The sequence below is a fragment of the Burkholderia sp. Bp9012 genome (assembly GCF_003853825.1).
Lineage (GTDB): Bacteria > Pseudomonadota > Gammaproteobacteria > Burkholderiales > Burkholderiaceae > Burkholderia > Burkholderia diffusa.
In genome coordinates this window covers 391,799-412,444 of the sequence record NZ_QTQA01000004.1, presented here as the reverse complement: position 1 = coordinate 412,444, position 20,646 = coordinate 391,799, and the positions used below count along the sequence as shown (strand labels likewise).

17 protein-coding genes are annotated in these 20,646 nt (G+C 66.4%); 3 read left to right on the top strand and 14 right to left on the bottom strand.

All coding sequences use genetic code 11. From position 1 onward, the window contains the following. Positions 1 to 197: hypothetical protein (locus tag DIE11_RS36705; RefSeq protein ID WP_221622451.1), on the top strand; the 197-nt coding region annotated here is incomplete at its 5' end. Here DIE11_RS36705 and phaC read toward each other — a convergent pair. The 3 genes from phaC to DIE11_RS08065 all read right to left on the bottom strand — a co-directional run bounded on the left by phaC (position 176) and on the right by DIE11_RS08065 (position 4,474). Next, entirely contained in the window at positions 176 to 2,050 is a 1,875-nt protein-coding gene (gene phaC, locus DIE11_RS08075) for a class I poly(R)-hydroxyalkanoic acid synthase (RefSeq protein WP_124622675.1), read from the bottom strand. The two genes, DIE11_RS36705 and phaC, sit on opposite strands and share 22 nt — an antisense overlap. A 369-nt stretch (positions 2,051 to 2,419) precedes the next feature. Next, positions 2,420 to 3,259, bottom strand: coding sequence for a peptidoglycan editing factor PgeF (pgeF, locus tag DIE11_RS08070; protein ID WP_124622673.1), 840 nt, complete (start codon positions 3,257 to 3,259; stop codon positions 2,420 to 2,422). A gap of 6 nt (positions 3,260 to 3,265) precedes the next feature. Continuing rightward, the gene (locus tag DIE11_RS08065) at positions 3,266 to 4,474 is read right to left on the bottom strand and encodes an RluA family pseudouridine synthase (RefSeq protein WP_124622671.1); all 1,209 of its coding nucleotides are present in this window, start codon (positions 4,472 to 4,474) and stop codon (positions 3,266 to 3,268) included. Positions 4,475 to 4,515: 41 nt separating this feature from the next. Here DIE11_RS08065 and DIE11_RS08060 point away from each other — a divergent pair, with 41 nt between their 5' ends. Further along, positions 4,516 to 5,340: an outer membrane protein assembly factor BamD gene (locus tag DIE11_RS08060; RefSeq protein ID WP_059604424.1), complete on the top strand. Its 825-nt coding sequence runs from the start codon at positions 4,516 to 4,518 to the stop codon at positions 5,338 to 5,340. An 81-nt stretch (positions 5,341 to 5,421) separates the two neighbouring features. On the opposite strand, the gene DIE11_RS08055 is transcribed toward DIE11_RS08060, so the two are convergent. From DIE11_RS08055 to DIE11_RS08045, 3 genes are all read right to left on the bottom strand, one after another. After that, positions 5,422 to 7,665: an ATP-dependent DNA helicase gene (locus DIE11_RS08055; RefSeq protein WP_124622669.1), complete on the bottom strand. Its 2,244-nt coding sequence runs from the start codon at positions 7,663 to 7,665 to the stop codon at positions 5,422 to 5,424. A 55-nt stretch (positions 7,666 to 7,720) separates the two neighbouring features. Beyond that, positions 7,721 to 7,936 (bottom strand): YdcH family protein, encoded by a 216-nt coding sequence (locus tag DIE11_RS08050; RefSeq protein ID WP_006755091.1) that lies wholly within the window; start codon positions 7,934 to 7,936, stop codon positions 7,721 to 7,723. Between the two features lie 77 nt (positions 7,937 to 8,013). Further along, positions 8,014 to 8,763 (bottom strand): hypothetical protein, encoded by a 750-nt coding sequence (locus DIE11_RS08045; protein WP_124622667.1) that lies wholly within the window; start codon positions 8,761 to 8,763, stop codon positions 8,014 to 8,016. A 160-nt stretch (positions 8,764 to 8,923) separates the two neighbouring features. Between DIE11_RS08045 and DIE11_RS08040 the strand changes: the two genes are divergently transcribed. Then, a complete protein-coding gene (locus tag DIE11_RS08040; protein ID WP_124622665.1) occupies positions 8,924 to 11,248 on the top strand; it encodes a Tex family protein in 2,325 nt (774 codons plus the stop codon). A gap of 116 nt (positions 11,249 to 11,364) precedes the next feature. Here DIE11_RS08040 and DIE11_RS08035 read toward each other — a convergent pair whose 3' ends face one another. The 8 genes from DIE11_RS08035 to hflX form a co-directional block, all read right to left on the bottom strand. After that, complete coding sequence (locus tag DIE11_RS08035) at positions 11,365 to 13,278, bottom strand: potassium transporter Kup (protein ID WP_124622663.1); 1,914 nt, start codon at positions 13,276 to 13,278, stop codon at positions 11,365 to 11,367. Positions 13,279 to 13,551: 273 nt separating this feature from the next. Next, positions 13,552 to 14,148 carry a phosphoribosyltransferase gene (locus DIE11_RS08025; RefSeq protein WP_059604405.1) on the bottom strand — a complete coding sequence of 199 codons (597 nt, stop codon included), beginning with the start codon at positions 14,146 to 14,148 and terminating at the stop codon, positions 13,552 to 13,554. A gap of 8 nt (positions 14,149 to 14,156) precedes the next feature. After that, positions 14,157 to 15,503 carry an adenylosuccinate synthase gene (locus tag DIE11_RS08020; RefSeq protein ID WP_124622661.1) on the bottom strand — a complete coding sequence of 449 codons (1,347 nt, stop codon included), beginning with the start codon at positions 15,501 to 15,503 and terminating at the stop codon, positions 14,157 to 14,159. 113 nt (positions 15,504 to 15,616) lie between these two features. Then, positions 15,617 to 16,765: an ATP phosphoribosyltransferase regulatory subunit gene (locus DIE11_RS08015; RefSeq protein WP_124622659.1), complete on the bottom strand. Its 1,149-nt coding sequence runs from the start codon at positions 16,763 to 16,765 to the stop codon at positions 15,617 to 15,619. Between the two features lie 101 nt (positions 16,766 to 16,866). Next, the gene (locus tag DIE11_RS08010; protein WP_009687995.1) at positions 16,867 to 17,058 is read right to left on the bottom strand and encodes a DUF2065 domain-containing protein; all 192 of its coding nucleotides are present in this window, start codon (positions 17,056 to 17,058) and stop codon (positions 16,867 to 16,869) included. A gap of 36 nt (positions 17,059 to 17,094) precedes the next feature. Continuing rightward, the gene (gene hflC / locus DIE11_RS08005) at positions 17,095 to 17,994 is read right to left on the bottom strand and encodes a protease modulator HflC (protein WP_124622657.1); all 900 of its coding nucleotides are present in this window, start codon (positions 17,992 to 17,994) and stop codon (positions 17,095 to 17,097) included. A gap of 15 nt (positions 17,995 to 18,009) precedes the next feature. Next, positions 18,010 to 19,368: an FtsH protease activity modulator HflK gene (gene hflK, locus DIE11_RS08000; RefSeq protein ID WP_124622655.1), complete on the bottom strand. Its 1,359-nt coding sequence runs from the start codon at positions 19,366 to 19,368 to the stop codon at positions 18,010 to 18,012. Between the two features lie 47 nt (positions 19,369 to 19,415). Beyond that, on the bottom strand, positions 19,416 to 20,591 hold the full coding sequence (gene hflX, locus DIE11_RS07995) for a GTPase HflX (RefSeq protein WP_185633731.1): 1,176 nt from the start codon (positions 20,589 to 20,591) through the stop codon (positions 19,416 to 19,418). Positions 20,592 to 20,646 lie beyond the last annotated feature (55 nt).

Here is a 20,646-nt window from a genome sequence, read left to right as displayed (position 1 = left end):
GCCGCGATCTTCGCGAGCGAACCGCCGAATTTGCCGACCGCGGTCCGCGCGGCCGATACGATCACTACGTCCGTCATTTCCCTTTCCTCCAGGCCCGCACGACGCGGCGCATCGCTACCGGCCCTGTTAAAAAACTGCGGTGCACCGGACAGCGTGCGCCGCTGTCCGTCTTTCGTCAATCGCGCTGCAACACGTAGCGGCCCGGTGCCGGCTCGATCACCGGGAACTGCGCGGAACCGGCCTTGGCGGGCGGCGCCACCTTGCGGCCGCCGTACTGGTCGAGCCACTCGACCCAGGTCGTCCACCAGCTGCCCGGCTGCTCGGTCGCACCGGCAAACCAGTCGTCCGCAGATCCGGGCAGATCGTTGTCGTTGACCCAGTAGCTGCGCTTCTTCTTCGCCGGCGGATTGATCACGCCCGCGATGTGGCCCGACGCGCCGAGCACGAACTTCAGCGGACCCGTCAGGATCGACGTCGATGCGTAAGCCGTCTGCCACGGCACGATGTGATCCTCGCGCGACCCGTAGATGAAGGTCGGCACGTCGATGCGCGACAGGTCGACGGATTCGCCGCACACGGTCAGCGCGCCCGGCACGCGGAGCTTGTTCTCGAGATAGGTATTGCGCAGGTACCACGCGTACATCGGGCCCGGCAGGCTCGTCGAGTCGCTGTTCCAGTACAGCAGGTCGAACGCGGCGGGCGTGCGGCCCTTCAGGTAGTTGTCGACGACGTAGTTCCAGACGAGGTCGTTCGGCCGCAGGAACGAGAACGTGTTCGCGAACTCGACGCCGCGCATCAACCCCGGCGCCGCGCCGTTCTTGCCGCCGATGGTCTGCTCGCGCATCTGCACGTGCGCCTCGTCGACGAACACGTCGAGGATGCCGGTGTCGGTGAAATCGAGCATCGCGGTCAGCAGCGTCATCGACGCGGCCGGGTGTTCGCCGCGCGCGGCGAGCACCGACAGCGCGGTCGCGAGCATCGTGCCGCCGACGCAGAAACCAAGCGTGTTGATCTGCTCGCGGCCGCTGATCTGCTGCACGGCGTCGATCGCCGCGAGCAGCCCTTCGTTCATGTAGTCGTCCCACGTCTTGTGCGCGACCGACGCATCGGCGTTGCGCCACGACACGAGGAACACCTGATGGCCGTTCGACAGCGCATGCGCGACGAGCGAATTCTCGGGCTGCAAGTCGAGGATGTAGAACTTGTTGATGCACGGCGGCACGATCAGGAGTGGCCGCTCGAACACCTTGTCCGTCTTCGGCGCGTACTGGATCAGCTGGATCAGGTCGTTCTCGTAGACGACCGCGCCTTCGGTACACCCGAGGTTCTTGCCGACCACGAATTGCGATTCGTCGGTCTGCGAAATTTTGCCGCGCTGCATGTCGCCGAGCAGGTTCATCATCCCCTGCCGCAGGCTTTCGCCCTGCGTCTCCAGGATCGATTTCTGTGCATCGGGATTGAGCGCCAGGAAGTTGCTCGGCGCGGCCGCGGCGGTCCATTGCTGGACGGAGAAACGGATGCGTTCGCGCGTCTTCGGATCGGTCTCGAGCGCGTCGGCCAGTTCCTGCAGGTAGCGCGCGTTGAGCAGATACCACGCAGCCGCGAACGCATGCGCGGGCGACGCCTTCCAGGCATCCCCGCTGAAGCGGCGGTCCTTCAGTTCTGGCGACTCGAGCTTCGCGGCGGCGGCCTGCTGCATGAGCGTCACGCAGTCGCGCGCATAATCGGCCTGCAGCTTCTGGAGCCGTTCCGGCGGGATCGCGGCCACGGGCAGCTTCAATCCCGCGAACGGCGAAGCCAGGCCGCCGAAGGCGCCCAGGTCGGGCATCGACGGCATCTGGAACGGAACGGATGTCGGGAACTGGAATGCGGCGAACGGATTCGCCGTGGTCGCCGCCGTCGAGGCGCGCGCCGGATCGGCGAAACCGCGCCAGGCGTTCAGCCATGCCTCGAACATCTGCTGCATCGGCTGGGTAGCCTGGTCGAATCCGGTGCTGCCCGCGAAAGTGCCCGCTTGAGCGGACGTCGACGAATTTTTCGATGCTGTCATTACCTGCCTTACCGGTGATTCGTGAGCGTCAATCGTGAAATCCTGCTCGCGCGCGGCGTGCCGGCTGCGAGCCGGGCCGTCATGCTCTGGAGAGGCGTCTCCAGATTCTGCCGCAGTGCGGTATTTTTATCATTATCGTTTTCCCCATGTGAAGCACTGCGTCAAACCACCGAGCATTTCTGCTCGGAGATAATCCGCGCGCAACAAGCTGGACAAGGCTTCCGGCGAAACATAAAACATTTTGATTGACTTGACTTCGCGATTATTCATTCGATTGTCCATGCAACGCCGCATTGCCGCGCCAATATCGCAATAACCAATTTCGCAGCGCAACAAGCCAAGCCGCGCGCACGTGCGCGCGGTCAGCAGTCAATCGGCCAGCCAGATCGCCGCCGCCATGCGGCCGGTCACGCGATCGCGCCGGTACGAATAGAAGCGCGCGTGCTCGGTGACCGTGCAGGCGGTCCCGCCGCTCACGTGCGTCACGCCTGCGCGCGCGAGGCGCAGGCGCGCAAGCGCGTAGAGGTCGGCGAGGTACTTGCCGGGCGCGCCGTCGATCACGACGAACGCTTGACGCGTCTCATCATGCTCCGACTGCGGAGCCGTGTCGAGAAACGCCTCGCGCACGTCTGCGCCGACCTCGAACGCCCGCGGGCCGATCGCGGGCCCGAGATACGCATGGAGATCATCCGTCGCGCCGCCGGCGAGTGCCGCGACGCCGGCCGCGGTCTGCTCGACGATGCCGGCCGCGAGCCCGCGCCAGCCAGCATGCGCGGCACCCACCGCCCGGCCCCGCGCGTCGCACAACAGCACCGGCAGGCAATCGGCGACCATCACGACACAGACCGCGCCCGCGCGGTCCGTCACGCTCGCGTCGGCCCGCACGGGCGCCTCGGCACCCGGCGCGGCCTCGATCACTTCGTCCGCACGCACGATCCGCGCGCCGTGAACCTGTTCGAGCCATGCCGCTCGCGACTGGCCCGCCAGCGCGAGCAAGCGCGCGCGATTCGCGGCGACATGGGCCGGATCGTCACCGGTGTGCAGGCCGAGATTCATCCCGCCCGGCAACGCGGCGCCGTCCTGCCAGCGCCCGTACGGGCCCTCGCTCACGCCTCCGTCGCGCGTCGTAATCAGCGCACGCACGCGCGGCGCCACCTGCCAGTCGGGCCGCACGCAGTCCTGCCACGTCAACGGCGCCAGGTTCGTCATCGGCACTCACTCCTCCTCATCGTCGTAATCGTCGTCGTGATCCTGATATTCGCCGGCGAAATCGTCATCGTCGTAGACACCGTCTTCATCGTCGAATTCCTCGTCGCCCTGCCCGAAGCCCAGCACCGCGACGAGCGCGTTCATGTCGTCCGGCAACGGACAACGCCACTGCATCGTCTTGCCCGTGACCGGATGCACGAGGCCGAGCCGCCAGGCGTGCAGCGCCTGCCGCGCGAACCCGCCCGGCAGCGGCGCGACCGAGCGCTTGCCGCGCGCGCGCCCGTACACCGGATCGCCGAGCAGCGGATGCCCGACATGCGCGCAGTGCACGCGGATCTGGTGCGTACGGCCGGTTTCGAGATCGCACTGGATCGCGGACACCGGCTGACGTTGCCACATGCATGTGTCAACCGTACGGAAATGCGTGCGCGCGGGCTTGCCCGACGCGCCGGTGACGACGGCCATGCGCGTGCGCTCGCGCGGATCGCGGCCGATCGGCGCGTCGATCGTGCCGTCTTCGGGCATCATGCCCCACACGAGCGCGAAATAGCGGCGCTTCACGGTACGCGCCTGCAGCTGGCGCACGAGGTCGGTCTGCGCGGCGAGTGTGCGCGCAACCACCATCAGGCCGGACGTCTCCTTGTCGAGCCGGTGCACGATGCCCGCGCGCGGCAGGCCGGCCGCCGCGTCGCCGTAGCGGTGCAGCAGGCCGTTGAGGATCGTGCCGCTCCAGTTGCCGGCAGCCGGATGGACGACGACGCCCGCCGGCTTGTTGATGACGACGAGCGCGTCGTCCTCGTAGATCACGTCGAGCGGCACCGGCTCCGGCGTGAACGCCAGCTGCTCCGGCAGCAGGTCGGGCACGAGCTCGATCCTTGCGCCGAGCGGCACAGGCTGGCGGATCTTCGCCGGCGCGCCGTCGACCAGCACGCGCTGCGCCTCGATCCAGCTCTGCAGGCGGCTGCGGGAGAATTCGGGGAACAGTTGGGCAAGCGCTTTATCGAGGCGCTCACCCGCGAGCGACAGCGGCACTTCGACGACGCGCGGGGCCTCGTCGACCGCCGCGGACGGCACGACAGGCGGCTGCATCGCGCCTGCAGCCAGATCGTCATCGGGGGAATCCCCCGACGCAGCGTCGGCGGGCCGATCGCTTGGGCTATAATCTTCGCGATTTGACTTGCCCTGCGGGGCATTCTGCGAACTTGAACGGGTCATTTAGACTGGGTCACCGAGACTTGAAGCTAGGACATGCGAGCATGATGAATTCGACCAAACGTACGGCCAAAACCGTCGCCGCCCGAGCTGCGGCGGTAGCGGCCGCGGCCCTCATCGCCGGCTGCCACGGCTTGCCGCAGAAGCAGGACGAGACGGCTACCTGGTCGAACAACAAATTATACTCAGAGGCCCAGGACGCACTGTCCGGCGGCGACTGGGGCAAGTGCGCGAAATATTTCGAATCGCTGCAAGGTCGCGATCCGTTCGGCCATTTCGCGCAACAGGCGCAGATCAACGTCGCGTACTGCAACTGGAAGGACAACGAAGCGGCAGCCGCCGACCAGGCCGTCGACCGCTTCATCCAGCTGCATCCGGATCACCCGGATATCCCGTACGCGTACTACCTGAAGGGGATGATCCACTTCAACGACGATCTCGGCCTGTTCGGCCGCTTCTCCGGCCAGGACATGAGCGAGCGCGATCCGCAGGCACTGCGCGAATCGTACGACGCGTTCAAGGTCGTCGTCGACCGCTACCCGAAGAGCAAGTATGCGCCCGACGCCGCCGCCCGGATGCGCTACATCGTCAACGCGCTCGCCTCGCACGAGGTGCACGCGGCCGACTACTACTATCGGCGCGGCGCCTATGTCGCGGCGATCAACCGCGCGCAGCTTGCGATCAAGGACTACAAGGGCGCGCCGGCGATCGAGGACGCGCTGCACATCATGATCCTGTCGTACGGCAAGCTGAACCAGCCGGAACTCGCGGAAGACACGAAGCGCGTGCTCGCGGGGACCTTCCCGGACAGCCCGTACATCACCGGCCATTCGCGCCCCGGCACGAAGAAGTCGTGGTGGCAGTTCTGAGCGACGCCCGAGCACCAACAAAAAACCCGGCCATCGAGCCGGGTTTTTTGTTGGTGCCGCCCGCAGCAGGCGGCAGCGCGATCACGCGCGCTTTGCCGCGCGATGTTCGTCGAAGAAGTCCTGCACGACTGCGATCTCGCGGGTGCGCTTGAACGGCGGCAGGCTCTGCCAGATCCGTCGACCGTAAGGCTTGTCGACGAGCCGCGTGTCGCAGATCATCAGCACGCCGCGATCCGTCTCCGCGCGAATCAGCCGGCCTGCGCCCTGCTTCAGCGTGATCACGGCCTGAGGCAGCTGGTGAACCGCGAACGGGCTCAAGCCCTTCTTGGTCAGCGCGTCGAGCCGCGCGGCCAGCACCGGATCGTCAGGCGGCGCGAACGGCAGCTTGTCGATCACAACGAGCGACAGCGCGTCGCCGCGCACGTCGACGCCTTCCCAGAAGCTCTGGCTGCCGACGAGGATCGCATTGCCGTACGAACGGAAACGATCGAGCAGTTCGGTACGGCTGGCATCGCCTTGCACCAGCAGCGGCGTGTTCCAGCCGCGCGACTCGATCACGTCGCGCAGCTTCGACGCGATCCGGTCGACCGCGCGCAGCGTCGTGCACAGCATGAAGACGCCGCCGCCCGACGCCTCGATCGCCGGCAACGCCGCATCGAACACGGCATCGGTAAACGCCGGCGACGACGGCTGCGGCAGGTTGCGCGGCACATACAGCAGGCCCTGCGTCTGATAGTCGAACGGGCTTGCGAGGGTCATCGAGCGCCGCGAGCTGAGGCCCATCTGGGCCGCGTAGTGCGTGAAGTCGCCGCGCACCGACAGCGTCGCCGACGTGAACACCCACGCGCGGGGCACGCCGGCGCGCTGCTTCGCGAAAATCGGCGCGACCGACAGCGGCGTCTCGTGCAGCTGGACGGTATGCGCGAACACTTCGACCCAGCGCACCTTTTCGTTCGGGTCGTCGGTGGCCGCCTTGTCGCCGGCTGCCGCGGCATCGGCCTTCGCGGCCGCTTCCGCCGCGCCGGGCGCAACCCAGCCCGCGAGCAGGTCCTGCAGCTCGCGTGCGCGCCGCAGGCACGCGCCGAGCGACTCCGCCCGCTCGGCCTGGCTCGCGAGCGCCGAGGCAAGCGCATCGAGCGCCACTTCGAGCGCGTCGAGCGCGGCGAACATCGGGTGATCGTCGCCCAGTTGCGCGAGCGACATGCGCACGATCTGGTCGTTCGCGAACGCGAGACGCAGGTCGCGCGCCGCACGTTCGAGATCGCCGCCGAGCTTCACCCACTCGACCGCATCGCGCGCATGGCTCAGGCCTTCCGCGACCGTGTCGCGCGCAAGTTCGAGGATCTGCGTGGTCGACAGCGTCTCGCCGAAGAACAGCGTGGCCGTCTCCGGCAACTGGTGCGCTTCGTCAAAGATCACCGTGTTCGCGTTCGGCAGCAGTTCGGCCATCCCGGTGTCGCGCAGCATGATGTCGGCGAAGAACAGGTGATGGTTGACGACGACGATGTCCGCCTGCTGGGCCTCGCGGCGCGCCTGCATCACGAAGCATTCCTTGTAATGCGGGCACTCCTGGCCGAGGCAGTTGTCGCGCGTCGACGTGACCATCGACCACACCGGTGCCGTCTCCGGCACGCTCGCGAGTTCGGCCTTGTCGCCGCTCTTCGTGACCTTGGCGAACCGGACGATTTCCTGCAGGTACGCGGTATCCTGGCGCGACGGCAAGCGACCGTTGTCGGCCGTGCGCTGCAGGTAGTAATGGCACAGGTAGTTCGAGCGGCCCTTGAGCATCGCGACCGTCACCGGCACCGCGAGTGCGTTACGCACGGTCGGGATGTCGCGCTGGAACAGCTGGTCCTGCAGGTGCTTCGTGCCGGTCGATACGATCACCTTGCCGCCCCACAACATCGCGGGCACCAGGTACGCATAGGTCTTGCCGGTGCCGGTGCCGGCCTCGACGATCAGCGTATTGTCGCTAGCGTCGCCGTCGGCTTCGGGCGCAACCCCCTCCGCGGTGGATTCGGCCGCCTTGTCGCCTTCGCCGAGGCGGCGCGCCGGCCGCTTGCGGGTCTCGAAGATCTCCGGCTCGGGCATCCGGCGCGCGGACGCCTCCATCGCGGACGCGACCGCGCGCGCCATCTCGATCTGCGACTGACGCGGGTGATAGCCGTCGAGCGCGCGCGCGAGCAATCCGCCGTCGCCGAAGATCGTGTCGAGTTCGTCGACGCGTTTGCGGCTCAGCTCGAAGGTGCCTTCGGGCGCACGAACGCGCCCGGCGGACGACGCGTCACGCCGGGAATCGGGTTTGGCATCAAGCGGTGAATTCAAGGCAAGCGTTCCTGTGTCCAGCGCCCGAGCGGCGCCGGCGCTTGCCAGGCCGCGCTCAGGCGCGCTTATCCGGTTCCAGCTGCGATTGCAGCAAAATGATTTTGTCCTTGGCCGCCAGCTTTTCCTTCTTCAGCCGGTGCAGCGTGATGTCATCGATGTCGGAGTGTCCTTCCTTCAGCTCGATCTCCCGAGCGAGCTGCTGGTGCTGCTCCTGCAATGCAGCCAAACGGTTGTGCAATTCCTGCTGCTGTTCCGTGGGACGGTTTTGCATATGCGCCTCCTCATCGAAGCAGCGCGCCGACTGGCGTGCCGGCACGCACGAGACTGACTCCGGATCAATCCAACACGTTACTGCCCCTGCTGTTGCTGCTTGGCCTTGTCGGCCGCTTCCTGCTGACGCCGCTCGACATCGGCCTTGTGCTGGGCGGCTTCCTTCTGCTTCTGCTCGTAGCGCGCGGCGTTGTCCGCCCGCTCCTGCGCCTTCTGCGCGCCCTGCTGGCGCGCCTGGTCGAGCTTGCGCTGGAAGTCTGCCTGCTTCTGGTCGTATGCCTGCTTGTTCGCGGCGCGCTGCGGGCCTTCGGCGCCGCGCTGCGCCTGCTTCAGCGCATTCTGCTCCTGCTTGTCGCGGAACGCAGCCGCGTTCGCCGCATCGTTCGCCGCGCGCTGCGGCGCTTCCGCCGCATTCTGCGCCTGCTTCAACGCCTGCTGCTGGTCGCGCTGCTGCGCCCGCACCGCGCGCTGTTCGTCGTCGAGCGCGAGCTGCTCCTGACGGATGCTCGCCCGCTCCTCGCGCATCCGGTCGCGCGCATTGCCGAGACAGTGATTGACGAAGAACTTGCTGTAACAATCGTGCTCCGCCACGGCATAACGATAATCGTTTTCCGCGGAACGTTGATTGAGCACTTTTTGACGGGCGTCAAAATCCTGCGTGGTGGAGGGGGCGACGGGCGCGGCCACTGCGGCGTCCGGCGCGGTGGCGCCCGATGCCTGTGCGTACGCGACGGTAGACCCGGCGGACAAAGCCGCGGCGAGCGCTGCGCCGAGCGCGACGAGAGAAATGCGGGAAGTTGGCAACGTCGTAGGAAAGCTGCGGGACATGTGTCAAATTCTATCACCCCCGGCTGGACGCTCCGCCATTTATGGCAAAATGCCCCGCTTCACTCACCCGCGGCATCTGGTCCGGCGGGCCCGTCTTGCAGCCCGCGGCGCGCGGCCTGCCGGCCCGCGCCGCGATTTCAGCAGGCAGATCATCCACGACATGACGGAAACCGTAGCACTCAAGATCGTACAGCGCATCGCCACCGAACTGTCCGTCCAGCCGCGCCAGGTCGCGGCGGCAGTGCAACTTCTCGACGAAGGCTCGACCGTTCCGTTCATTGCCCGGTACCGCAAGGAAGTGACCGGCAACCTGGACGACACGCAGCTGCGCCAGCTCGAGGAACGCCTCCTGTACCTGCGCGAGCTCGAGGATCGCCGCGCGGCGATCCTGTCGAGCATCGACGAACAGGGCAAGCTGACCGACGAACTGCGCGCCGCGATCGACGCGGCCGACAGCAAGCAGGTGCTCGAAGACCTTTATCTGCCGTACAAGCCGAAGCGCCGCACGCGTGCGCAGATCGCGCGCGAAGCCGGCCTCGAGCCGCTCGCGCAGGCGCTGCTCGCGAATCCGCTGCTCGACCCGCAGACGGAAGCCGCCGCGTACGTCGATGCCGACAAGGGCGTCGCCGACGTGAAGGCCGCGCTCGACGGCGCCCGCGACATCCTGTCCGAGCAATTCGGCGAAACAGCCGAACTGCTCGGCAAGCTGCGCGACTACCTGCACAGCCAGGGCGTCGTGTCCTCCGCGGTCGTCGAAGGCAAGGAAAACGAGGAAGGCGAGAAGTTCCGCGACTACTACGACTACGCGGAAACGATCCGCACCGTGCCGTCGCATCGCGCGCTGGCACTGTTCCGCGGCCGCAATGCCGGCGTGCTGACCGTCAAGCTCGGGCTCGGCGAGGAACTCGACGCGCAGATCCCGCATCCCGGCGAAGCGATGATCGCGCGCCATTTCGGGATCGCGAACCAGAGCCGCCCGGCGGACAAGTGGCTGTCCGACGTGTGCCGCTGGTGCTGGCGCGTGAAGGTGCAGCCGCACATCGAGAACGAACTGCTCACGCAACTGCGTGAAACGGCGGAAGCCGAAGCAATCCGCGTGTTCGCCCGCAACCTGAAGGACCTGCTGCTGGCCGCGCCGGCCGGCCCGAAGGCCGTGATCGGTCTCGACCCCGGCCTGCGCACGGGCGTGAAGGTCGCCGTGGTCGACCGCACCGGCAAGCTGCTCGCGACCGATACGATCTACCCGCACGAGCCGCGGCGCGACTGGGACGGCTCGCTCGCGAAGCTCGCGCGCATCGCCGCGCAGACGCAGGCCGAGCTGATCAGCATCGGCAACGGCACCGCGTCCCGTGAAACCGACAAGCTCGCGAGCGAGCTGATCGCGAAGCACCCCGAACTGCGGCTGCAGAAGATCGTCGTGTCGGAAGCCGGCGCGTCGGTCTACTCGGCGTCCGAACTGGCCGCAAAGGAATTCCCGGAACTCGACGTGTCGCTGCGCGGCGCCGTGTCGATCGCCCGCCGCCTGCAGGACCCGCTCGCCGAACTCGTGAAGATCGAGCCGAAGGCGATCGGCGTCGGCCAGTACCAGCACGATGTGAACCAGCGCGAACTCGCCCGCTCGCTCGACGCGGTGGTCGAGGATTGCGTGAACGCGGTCGGCGTCGACGCGAACACCGCGTCGGTCGCGCTGCTCGCACGCGTCTCGGGCCTGAACGCCACGCTCGCGCGCAACATCGTCGACTACCGCGATGCGAACGGGCCGTTCCCCTCGCGCGATCACCTGCGCAAGGTGCCGCGCCTCGGCGACAAGACCTTCGAACAGGCAGCCGGCTTCCTGCGCATCAACGGCGGCGAGAATCCGCTCGACCGCTCGTCGGTCCACCCGGAGGCTTATCCGGTCGTCGAACGGATCCTCGCGAAGATCAACAAGCGGATCGACGACGTGCTCGGCAGCCGTGATGCGCTGTCCGGCCTGTCGCCGACCGAATTCGTTGACGAACGTTTCGGCCTGCCGACCGTGCGCGACATCCTGTCCGAACTCGAAAAACCGGGTCGTGACCCGCGCCCCGAATTCAAGACCGCAACGTTCCGCGACGGCGTCGAAAAGGTGTCTGACCTGATGCCGGGCATGCTGCTTGAAGGTGTCGTGACGAACGTCGCGGCGTTCGGCGCATTCGTGGATGTCGGCGTGCACCAGGACGGCCTCGTCCACGTGTCCGCGATGTCGACGAAGTTCATCAAGGATCCGCACGAAGTCGTGAAAGCCGGCCAGGTCGTCAAGGTCAAGGTGCTCGACGTCGACGTGAAGCGTCAGCGCATTTCGCTGACGATGCGCCTCGACGACGAAGCGGCCGCACCTGGCATGGCGCCGCGCGGCGGCCAGGATCGCGGCAATGCCGGCCGCGGCGCGGCGCGCCCGCAGCGTTCGCGCGAGCCTGAACCGGCCGGCGCGATGGCTGCGGCGTTCGCGAAGCTGAAACGCTGAACACGCGAAGGCTGTCGACGCACCAAAAAAAGCCCGCCGGAAGGCGGGCTTTTTCATGGCTTCGGCAAGAAGCGTTGCCGGATCGGCGTGGGCCGCCTATGCGGCCCGTGCACCGATCAGATTTCGATCTTGGTGCCGAGCTCGACGACGCGGTTCGCCGGGATCGAGAAGAAGTCGGTCGGCTTCGCCGCGTTCTGATGCATCCATGCGAACACGCGTTCGCGCCAGATCGACATGCCGGGCAGATGCGTCGGCACGACCGTTTCGCGCGCGAGGAAGAACGACGTGTCCATCAGTTCGAACGTCATGTCGTGCGTGCGGCCGAATTCCTCGAGCACGGCCTTCACGTCCGGCGTCTCGTTGAAGCCGTACTCGGCCTTGACGATGTACAGACCGCCGCCCGCGTCGCGTGAACTCAGGCGCTTGTCGTCGCGCACGTACGGGATGTCGCGCGTGACGAACGTCAGGAAAATGGTCCGCTCGTGCAGCACTTTGTTGTGCTTCAGGTTGTGCAACAGGCTGACGGGCACGAGCTTGTCGTTACCGGTCAGGTAGATCGCTGTGCCCGACACACGGTGCGGCGGATGCGCGAGCAGCCCCTGCAGGAACGGCTCGAGCGGGATACCGTCGGCAGCCGTACGCTCCTTGACGATGTGGCGGCCCTTGTACCAGGTCATCAGCAGGAAGAACAGCAGCGCGCCGATGCCGAGCGGCAGCCAGCCGCCCTGCGCGACCTTGAGCAGGTTCGCGCCAAAAAAGCCGAGGTCGACCGCGAGGAACACCGCGATGATCGCGCCGACGAGCAGCCGGTTCCAGTTCCATACCTTCACCATCACGACAGCCGCGAGCACGGTCGTGATCACCATCGTCGCCGTCACCGCGATACCGTACGCGGCGGCGAGGTTGTCGGAGCTCTTGAAGCCGATCACGATGCAGAGGATCACGAACAGCAGCAGCCAGTTCACGACCGGCACGTAGATCTGGCCGATCGCCAGCTCGGACGTATGCAGCACCTTCATGCGCGGCACGTAGCCGAGCTGGATCGCCTGCGACGTCAACGAATACGCGCCCGAGATCACGGCCTGCGAAGCGATCACGGTCGCAACCGTCGACAGCACGACGAGCGGCAGCAGCGCCCACTCCGGCGCCAGCAGGAAGAACGGGTTCTCGATCGCCTTCGGGTTCTGGATCAGCAGCGCGCCCTGGCCGAAGTAGTTCAGCACGAGCGACGGCATCACGAGCCCGTATGCGGCGAGGCGAATCGGCTTCGCGCCGAAGTGGCCCATGTCCGCGTAGAGCGCTTCCGCACCGGTCAGCACCAGCACGACCGAACCGAGCACGACATAAGCCTGCAGCACATGCTCCGACATGAACGACGCCGCGTAATACGGGTTGATCGCCGCGATGATGCCCGGCACGCGCGCGATGTGATACACACCGAGCGCCGCGATCGCGATGAACCACAGCACCATGATCGGCCCGAACAGCTTGCCGACCATCGCGGTACCGTGACGCTGGATCCAGAACAGCGCGATCAGGATCACGATCGTGATCGGCATCACGAGATGGGACAGGTGCGGCGTCGCGATCTCCAGACCTTCGACGGCCGACATCACGGAAATCGCCGGCGTGATCACCGCATCGCCGTAGAACATGCACGCGCCGAAGATACCGAGCGCCATCAGCGCGCCCGCGACGCGGGTTTTCGAGTCGAGCGGCCGCAGCGACAGCGCCATCAGCGCGAGCACGCCGCCCTCGCCGTTGTTGTCGGCCCGCATCACGAACAGTAGATACTTGATGCCGACCACCAGGATGATCGCCCAGAACAGCAGCGAGATCACCCCGAGAATCGAGCCTTCGGTGAGCGGAATGCCGTGTGCGGGGCTGAACGCCTCCTTCAGCGAATACAGCGGGCTCGTGCCGATGTCGCCGAACACGACGCCGATGGCCGCTATCGCAAGCGCCCGCATCGAGTGTTGGTGCGTCGAATGCGCATGGGCTGCGTCGGTCGCCTGGATCGTGTCGTTCATATGAAGCTTAATAATCGGGTCCGGTTCGGACAAAACGAGCGCTATTCTACTCGCGCCCCCCTGAAAAACCGTCCTGCCCTGTTGCCCTGAAGCCACGTGATCCACGCTGCGCATGCAATCCTGCGCGAGCTGTGGCAGGGCTGCCATCATAGCCGGGGCCGCGACGTCTGCCTACCGTCAAGACCGATTGTGGTACCCACCAGCCCGGCGCCGCAATGAAAAACGGCGCCGCAAGCGGCGCCGTACAAGGCTTTCCTTCGATCAGCCGGACACTCACGCGCCCGAGCCGTCGCGCTGCGCACGACCGCGCTTGATCCACGCCTCGAGATTATGCGGACGAACCGTGTCCCACTCTTCGAACGGCTGATGAATCCACGGATTCGTCGGCAGATACTGCGTGTGATAGTCAGGCTTGATCTTCGAGCAACCCTTGTACCAGAGCACCGCCGAGCGCACGGCCTTGACGGCCGGATAGCGCTCCTTCAGGTGCTCCTGCACGCGCGCGAGCGTGACGCCCGAATCGACGAGATCGTCGACCAGCAGCACGTTGCCCTCGAGGTTGCCACGCGTCATCGTGATGTACTGCGCGATGTCGAGCTCGCCCTGCTCGGTGCCGGCCGCTTCGCGGTACGAACTCGTCGCGAGGATCGCGAGCGGGACGTCATAGATGCGCGACAGTTGGTCGCCGACGCGCAGACCGCCGCGCGCGAGGCACAGGATCTGATCGAACTTCCAGCCCGATGCATGCACCTGGAGCGCAAGCAGCTCGATCAGACGATGGTATTCGTCCCAGCCCACCCACAGGTTCTTGTCGTCGTTGCGCGGATCGGTCATCAAGTCTGCCGCCGTCATCGTGATTTGCTGCGTCATGCTGAGAATTACACCTTGAACGGGTGGCGAAGCAGGATCGTCTCGTCGCGATCCGGCCCCGTCGAAACCATGTCGACCGGCACGCCGGCCACTTCCTGAACACGGGCCAGGTATGCCTGAGCATTCGCCGGCAGCGCGTCCCACGCCTTGATGCCGACGGTGCTTTCCTTCCAGCCGGCAAACGTTTCGTACACGGGCTCGCAACGCGCGACGTCGGCCGCACCGCGCGGCAGGATGTCCACGTCCCTGCCGTCGATCTTGTAGCCGACGCACAGCTTGACTTCATCGAGGCCGTCGAGCACGTCGAGCTTCGTCATGCACAGACCCGACACGCCGTTGATCTGGATCGAGCGGCGCAGCGCCGCCGCGTCGAGCCAGCCGGTGCGGCGCGGACGGCCGGTGACCGAGCCGAATTCCTTGCCGACGTTCGCCAGCGTAACGCCGACCTGGTCCTGGCGCTGCGGGTTGTCCGCGTCGTACAGCTCGCTCGGGAACGGGCCCGAGCCGACGCGCGTGCAGTACGCCTTCGTGATGCCGAGGATGTAGTTCAGCTTCTGCGGACCGACGCCAGCGCCGGCCGATGCCGCACCCGCGACGCAGTTGCTCGACGTGACGAACGGATAGGTGCCGTGGTCGATGTCGAGCAGCGTGCCTTGCGCACCTTCGAACAGCAGGTTCTGACCGGCGTTGTTCGCGTCGTACAGGCGGCGCGACACGTCCGCCACCATCGGCTTCAGGCGATCGGCGTAGCCGAGCATCGTGTCGAGCGTGGCCTGGAAATCGACGGCCGCGCCACCCAGGTACTGGGTCAGCACGAAGTTGTGGAAATCGAGGTTTTCGCGCAGGCGGTCGGCGAAGGTCTTCGCGTCGAACAGGTCCTGCACGCGCAGCGCGCGGCGGCCGATCTTGTCTTCGTACGCGGGGCCGATGCCGCGGCCGGTCGTACCGATCTTGCCCGCACCCTTACGCGCCTCGCGCGCCTGGTCGATCGCAATGTGGTACGGCAGGATCAGCGTCGTGGCTTCGGAGATGAACAGGCGATCGCGCACGTTCACGCCGGCCTCTTCCAGCTCGCCGATTTCCTTGAACAGTGCCTCGGGGGACAGGACAACGCCATTGCCGATGTAGCAGGCGACGCCTTCACGCATGATGCCCGACGGAATGAGGCGCAAGATGGTTTTCTTGCCGCCGATGATGAGGGTGTGGCCGGCGTTGTGACCGCCCTGGAAACGCACGACGCCCTGAGCGTGGTCCGTCAGCCAGTCGACGATCTTGCCCTTGCCTTCATCACCCCATTGCGTTCCCACGACGACGACATTGCGCCCGGGAGTCACGTTCACTGCGCTGGCAGACATGTTGATTCGTTAGCTGGTTAAAAACGTATTCTACCTATGTTCGCGGGCGATTCCGAATTTTTCCGTTTCGCTTCAACGATATGCACGCCGAACGACGGCCCGCGAACGCCTGTTTAACGGGGTTCGACCACCCATGCGCCGTTACGCTCGACGAGCGAACGGTCGCACGCGAACTCGTCGAGCACGTGGTCGTGCCCCGGCAACGCCTGGATCACGACCTCGCCCGCATCGCGCAGCGCCGCAACGGCCGCGCTCAGCGCGTCGTCCTGTGCCCACGGCGCGAGAATTGCAGTGCCGCGCGCCTCGATCGGCGAAATCCGTGCGAGTTCGCGCAAGTCGAGCGAGAAGCCCGTCGCCGGGCGGGCGCGGCCGTAGGCCTGGCCCACGTGGTCGTAACGGCCGCCGCGCGCGATCGCGTTCGGCACGCCGTCGATGTACGCCGTAAACATCGCGCCGCTGTGGTACGCGTAGCCACGCAGGTCGGCGAGATCGATCGCCACCTCGACGCCCTTCGCCTGCGCCGCGAGCTGCGCGAGATCGTCGAGTGCGCGCGTGATTTCGGGCAGCACCGGCAGGCGTGCACGTGCCTCGTCGAGCACGCTCGCGTCGCCGTACAGATGCGGCAGCGCCCGCAGCGCCGCGCGCGTATCTGCGCCGAGATCGTCGGTGAGTTCGTTCAGCAGCGGCACGTCCTTGCCCGACAGCGCGTCGTGCAGCGCCTCGCCGCGCTCGGCGGCCTGCGCGTCGCGTGCGAGCAGCGCCGCGAGCACGCCCGCGTGACACAGATCCAGACGGATCCGCGACAGCCCAGCGAGGTGCAGTGCGTCGAGCATCAGCTGCTGGATCTCCAGATCGGCTTCCAGCCCGGCATGACCGTAGATTTCGGCGCCGATCTGGATCTGTTCACGCGTCGCATGCAGGCCGCGCGGACGCGTATGCATCACGTGGCCCGCATAGCAGAGGCGCGTCACGCCCCGGCGGTTCAGCAGGTGCGCATCGATGCGCGCGACCTGCGGCGTGATGTCCGCGCGCAGGCCGAGCGTGCGGCCCGACAGCTGATCGACCAGCTTGAAGGTGCGCAGGCGCAGGTCGGCGCCGCCGCTCGTCAGCAGCGACTCGAGATATTCGAGCAGCGGCGGCATCACCATTTCGTAGCCGTACGAACGGAAGCGATCGAGCAGCCTGCGGCGCAGCTCCTCGATCTTGCGCGCTTCCGACGGCAGTACGTCGGCGATATTCTCGGGAAGTAACCAGGTCGACATCGGTACGGTCCTACGACAGGAAACAGGGCGCGACACGCGCGCCGCGAGATGAATCGGAAATCGGAAATCGGGCGGAACGAACGGCGGGTGCGCCGTCCGGATCAGGTGGCAAGCAGCAACAGGACGAGCCCGAGCGCCATCACGATGAGCCCGCCGATCCGGATATGATGCGGCGGCCGCTCCGCTATTCTACGAAACGTGTCGCGCCAGGCGACGGGAAACACGAAGGGGAACGCCCCCTCGATAATCAGCATCAGTGCTACCGCGAGCAACAACGAGCCAGCCAGATCCATGCGAGCGACGGCGCCGCTCGATGCGGCGCCCCAAGGTCAGTGTTTGCGGGGAGCGGGTGCCGCCGGTGCGGCACCGCCCGTCGAGCTGCGCATGAAGCGGAAAAACTCGCTGTCGGGGTCGACGACGATGATGTCGTTGCGCTTGAAGGTATTCCGGTAAGCCTGCAGGCTCGCATAAAACTGATAGAACTGCGGATCACGGCCAAACGCTTCGGCGGCGATCGACGCGGCCTTCGCGTCGCCCTCGCCCTTGACCATCTGCGCAGACTTGTACGCATTCGCGAGCACCGCCTGCTGTTCGCGTTCCGCGTCGGCCTTGATCTGCTCGACATCGGCGGCGCTATCCGCACGCACCTGTGCGGCCTGGTCGCGCAGCGCGGCAATCATCCGCTGATAGACGGCATCCGTCTGCGCAGCCGGCAAGTCGACACGCGTCAACTGCACGTCGACCACGTCGACGCCCAAGCCCGATGCCTTCGCGCGCACCGCCTCGCGCACCGCATTGGCAATGTCGCGCTGGCCGCCGAGCGCGTCGTCGAGCGCGCGCTTGCCGAACGCGTCGCCGAGTGCGCTCTTCAGCGCGCCGGCCAGACGCTCGGTGGCAGCCGCCGGGTCGCCGCCCGTCGCCGTGAAATACTTCATCGGATCGCTGATCCGGTACTTGACCGCATACGCGACAAGCAGATCGTGCTTGTCTTCGGTCGCCAGTTGCAGCGGATCCGACGACTCGAGCGATTGCAGGCGCGTGTCGATCAGCGTCGCCGTCTGCAGCGGCGGCGGCAACTTGAAATGGATGCCGGGGCCCGCGAGTTCGGGTTGCGCGCCGTCGCGGCCCGACAACACGGCAGTGTGGCGCGGGTCGACGGTCAGGACGGTCGACGACGCCGCGAAGGCGGCGATCACGATTGCGACGACGAGCGCAATGATTCGGTTCATGTTCTGCGCTCTCCGTTACTTCGTATCGTCTTCACGCGAGCGGCTGCGGAACGCTTCGCGCGACCGCAGCACGTCGCTGCCCGGTGCGGGCGCCGCCGCGGACGAAGCCGCGCTCGCGGGTGCGCTCGATGCAGCGGCAGCCGGGGCCGACGCCGCGGCGGGCTCGGATGCACCGGCCGGCGTCGCGGCATTCGTGGCATTCGCGACGTTTTGTCGCCCCTGCTCGACGAGCTTGTCGAGCGGCAGATACACGACGCTGTTGCCACCCTTGTTGCCGACGAACACTTTCGTCGCGTTCGAATAGATTTCCTGCATCGTCTCGAGGTACATCCGCTCACGGATCACCGCGGGCGCTTTCGAATACTGTGCATAGACCTGCTTGAACCGGTCGGCGTCGCCTTCTGCTTGCGTGACCACGCGATCGGCATACGCCTTCGCTTCATCGGCGAGTTTCGCGGCATCGCCCTGCGCCTTCGGCAGCAGGTCGTTCGCATAGGCCTGCGCCGCACGCTTCGCGGCCTCGCGGTCTTCGCGCGCCTTCGCGACTTCGGCGTATGCGGCCTGTGTCTGCTCGGGTGCCGCGACGTTCTGCATCGTGACGGCCGTGATCTCGAGGCCCGACTGGTAGCGATCGAGATCGCGCTGGATCGCGGCGGACAATTGCTCGCGCAGCGCGTCGCGATCCTGGTTCAGCATGTCGGCCGCGCTGCGCGTGCCGACGATCGCACGCACCGCGGCCTGGGCGGCCTGCGACACACTGCGCTCCGGGTCGACGCTGCGGAACAGGTAGTCGGTTGCCGAACGAATGCGGTACTGGACGATGAAACGCACGTCGACGATGTCGGCGTCGCGCGTCAGCATCGCCGCTTCCTTCACGTTCGCGAGACGCACGACGTTGTTGCGGCCGATCTCGATCGAACGGACCTGCGATGTGTCGACGATCTCGTGCGACGCGAACGGATACGGTGCGCGCCAGTGCACGCCCTGGCCAACCGTGCCGGACAGCTTGCCGAACTGCAGCACGACGCCCGTCTGGCCGTCCTGCACGACGAACAGCCCGCTGCCTGCGTAGACCGCGACCAGCACGCCGATCACGATGCCGACGCCGACGCGCGCGGCCCGGCCATTGTCGGGCCGGAAGCCGTTGCCGCCCTTGCCGCCGAACAGGCCGCTCAGACGTCGGTTGAAGTTGCGCCACATCTCGTCGAGATCGGGCGGGCCGTCACCGTCGCCACCGGGCGGACGCTTCGATTCGTTCGCACGCGGACGGGATCCGTCGTTGCCCTTGCCTTCGCCGCGTCCCCAGCGGGGATCGTTGATTGACAGCAAGGCGCGCATCCGCCGCCAGGTACTCCGCTCGTTGTATTCGTTCACCAGAGTTTGTTCACCAGATTAGACGCCAGCGAACCGGCCGGGACCGGTTAGCGCCCGTGTTCGGAAATCGTGTGGTCTTCGTGCGGTTCAGCGGGTGCGCCGTCGAGCGCGCCGTTGGGTAACGTCGCGCCGGAAAGGTGTTCCGCGGAGGCGATCTCGGCGATGGCGGCACGCAACGCATCAAGACCCTGACCGGTGCGTGCGCTCAAAAAGACGCGCGAAATATTACCATACTCGTCCCGCTCGACCGCGTCGCCGCGGGCCGCCAGCTCGGGCACGGCGTCGATCTTGTTGAACACCAGCACCTGCCGGATCGTGTCCGCACCGATCTCGTGCAGCACGCCGTTCACCTGCTCGATCTGTTCGAGCCGCACCGCGCTCGACGCGTCGACGACGTGCAGCAGCAGATCCGCGTGGATCGTTTCCTCAAGGGTCGCGCGAAATGCGGCAACCAGCTGGTGAGGCAGTTCGCGAATGAACCCCACCGTATCGGACACGACGATCTGGCCTGCCTCGTCGCCGAGGTACACGCGCCGCGACGTCGTATCGAGCGTGGCGAACAGCTGGTCGGCCGCATAGGCCTGCGCTTTCGTCAGCGCATTGAACAGCGTCGACTTGCCCGCGTTCGTATAGCCGACGAGCGACACCGACATCGTGCCGCTGCGCGCGCGCTGGCGACGCTGCGTGCTGTGCTGCCGGCGCAGCCGGTCGAGCCGCGACTTCAGCATCTTGATGCGCTCGCCGATCAGCCGGCGGTCGGTTTCGAGCTGGGTTTCACCGGGGCCGCGCAGGCCGATACCGCCCTTTTGCCGCTCCAGGTGGGTCCACGCGCGAATCAGGCGGGTCGACAGGTATTGCAACTGCGCGAGCTCGACCTGCAGCTTGCCTTCGTGGCTGCGGGCACGCTGCGCGAAGATATCGAGAATGAGGCTCGTGCGATCGACCACCCGCCTGTTAAGCGCCTGCTCCAGATTGCGTTGCTGGGCCGGTGCCAGTGCGTGGTTGAAGATGACGATTTCGACGTTGTGCGCTTCGCAGGCAAGCCGCAATTCTTCGGCTTTGCCGCTGCCGATGAACATCTTGGCATCGGGACTGGCGCGACGACCCGTGAGGGTGACGGCGGGACGGGCCCCCGCACTGGAGGCGAGAAGACTGAGTTCTTCGAGACTGGCTTCGAAATCGGTCTTGCCGAAGTCGATGCCGACGAGCGCTGCGTTGATCAAATTATCGGGTGTCAAGATAAGGCGGCTGGCATCGGTCGCTCGCGGCGACCGGACG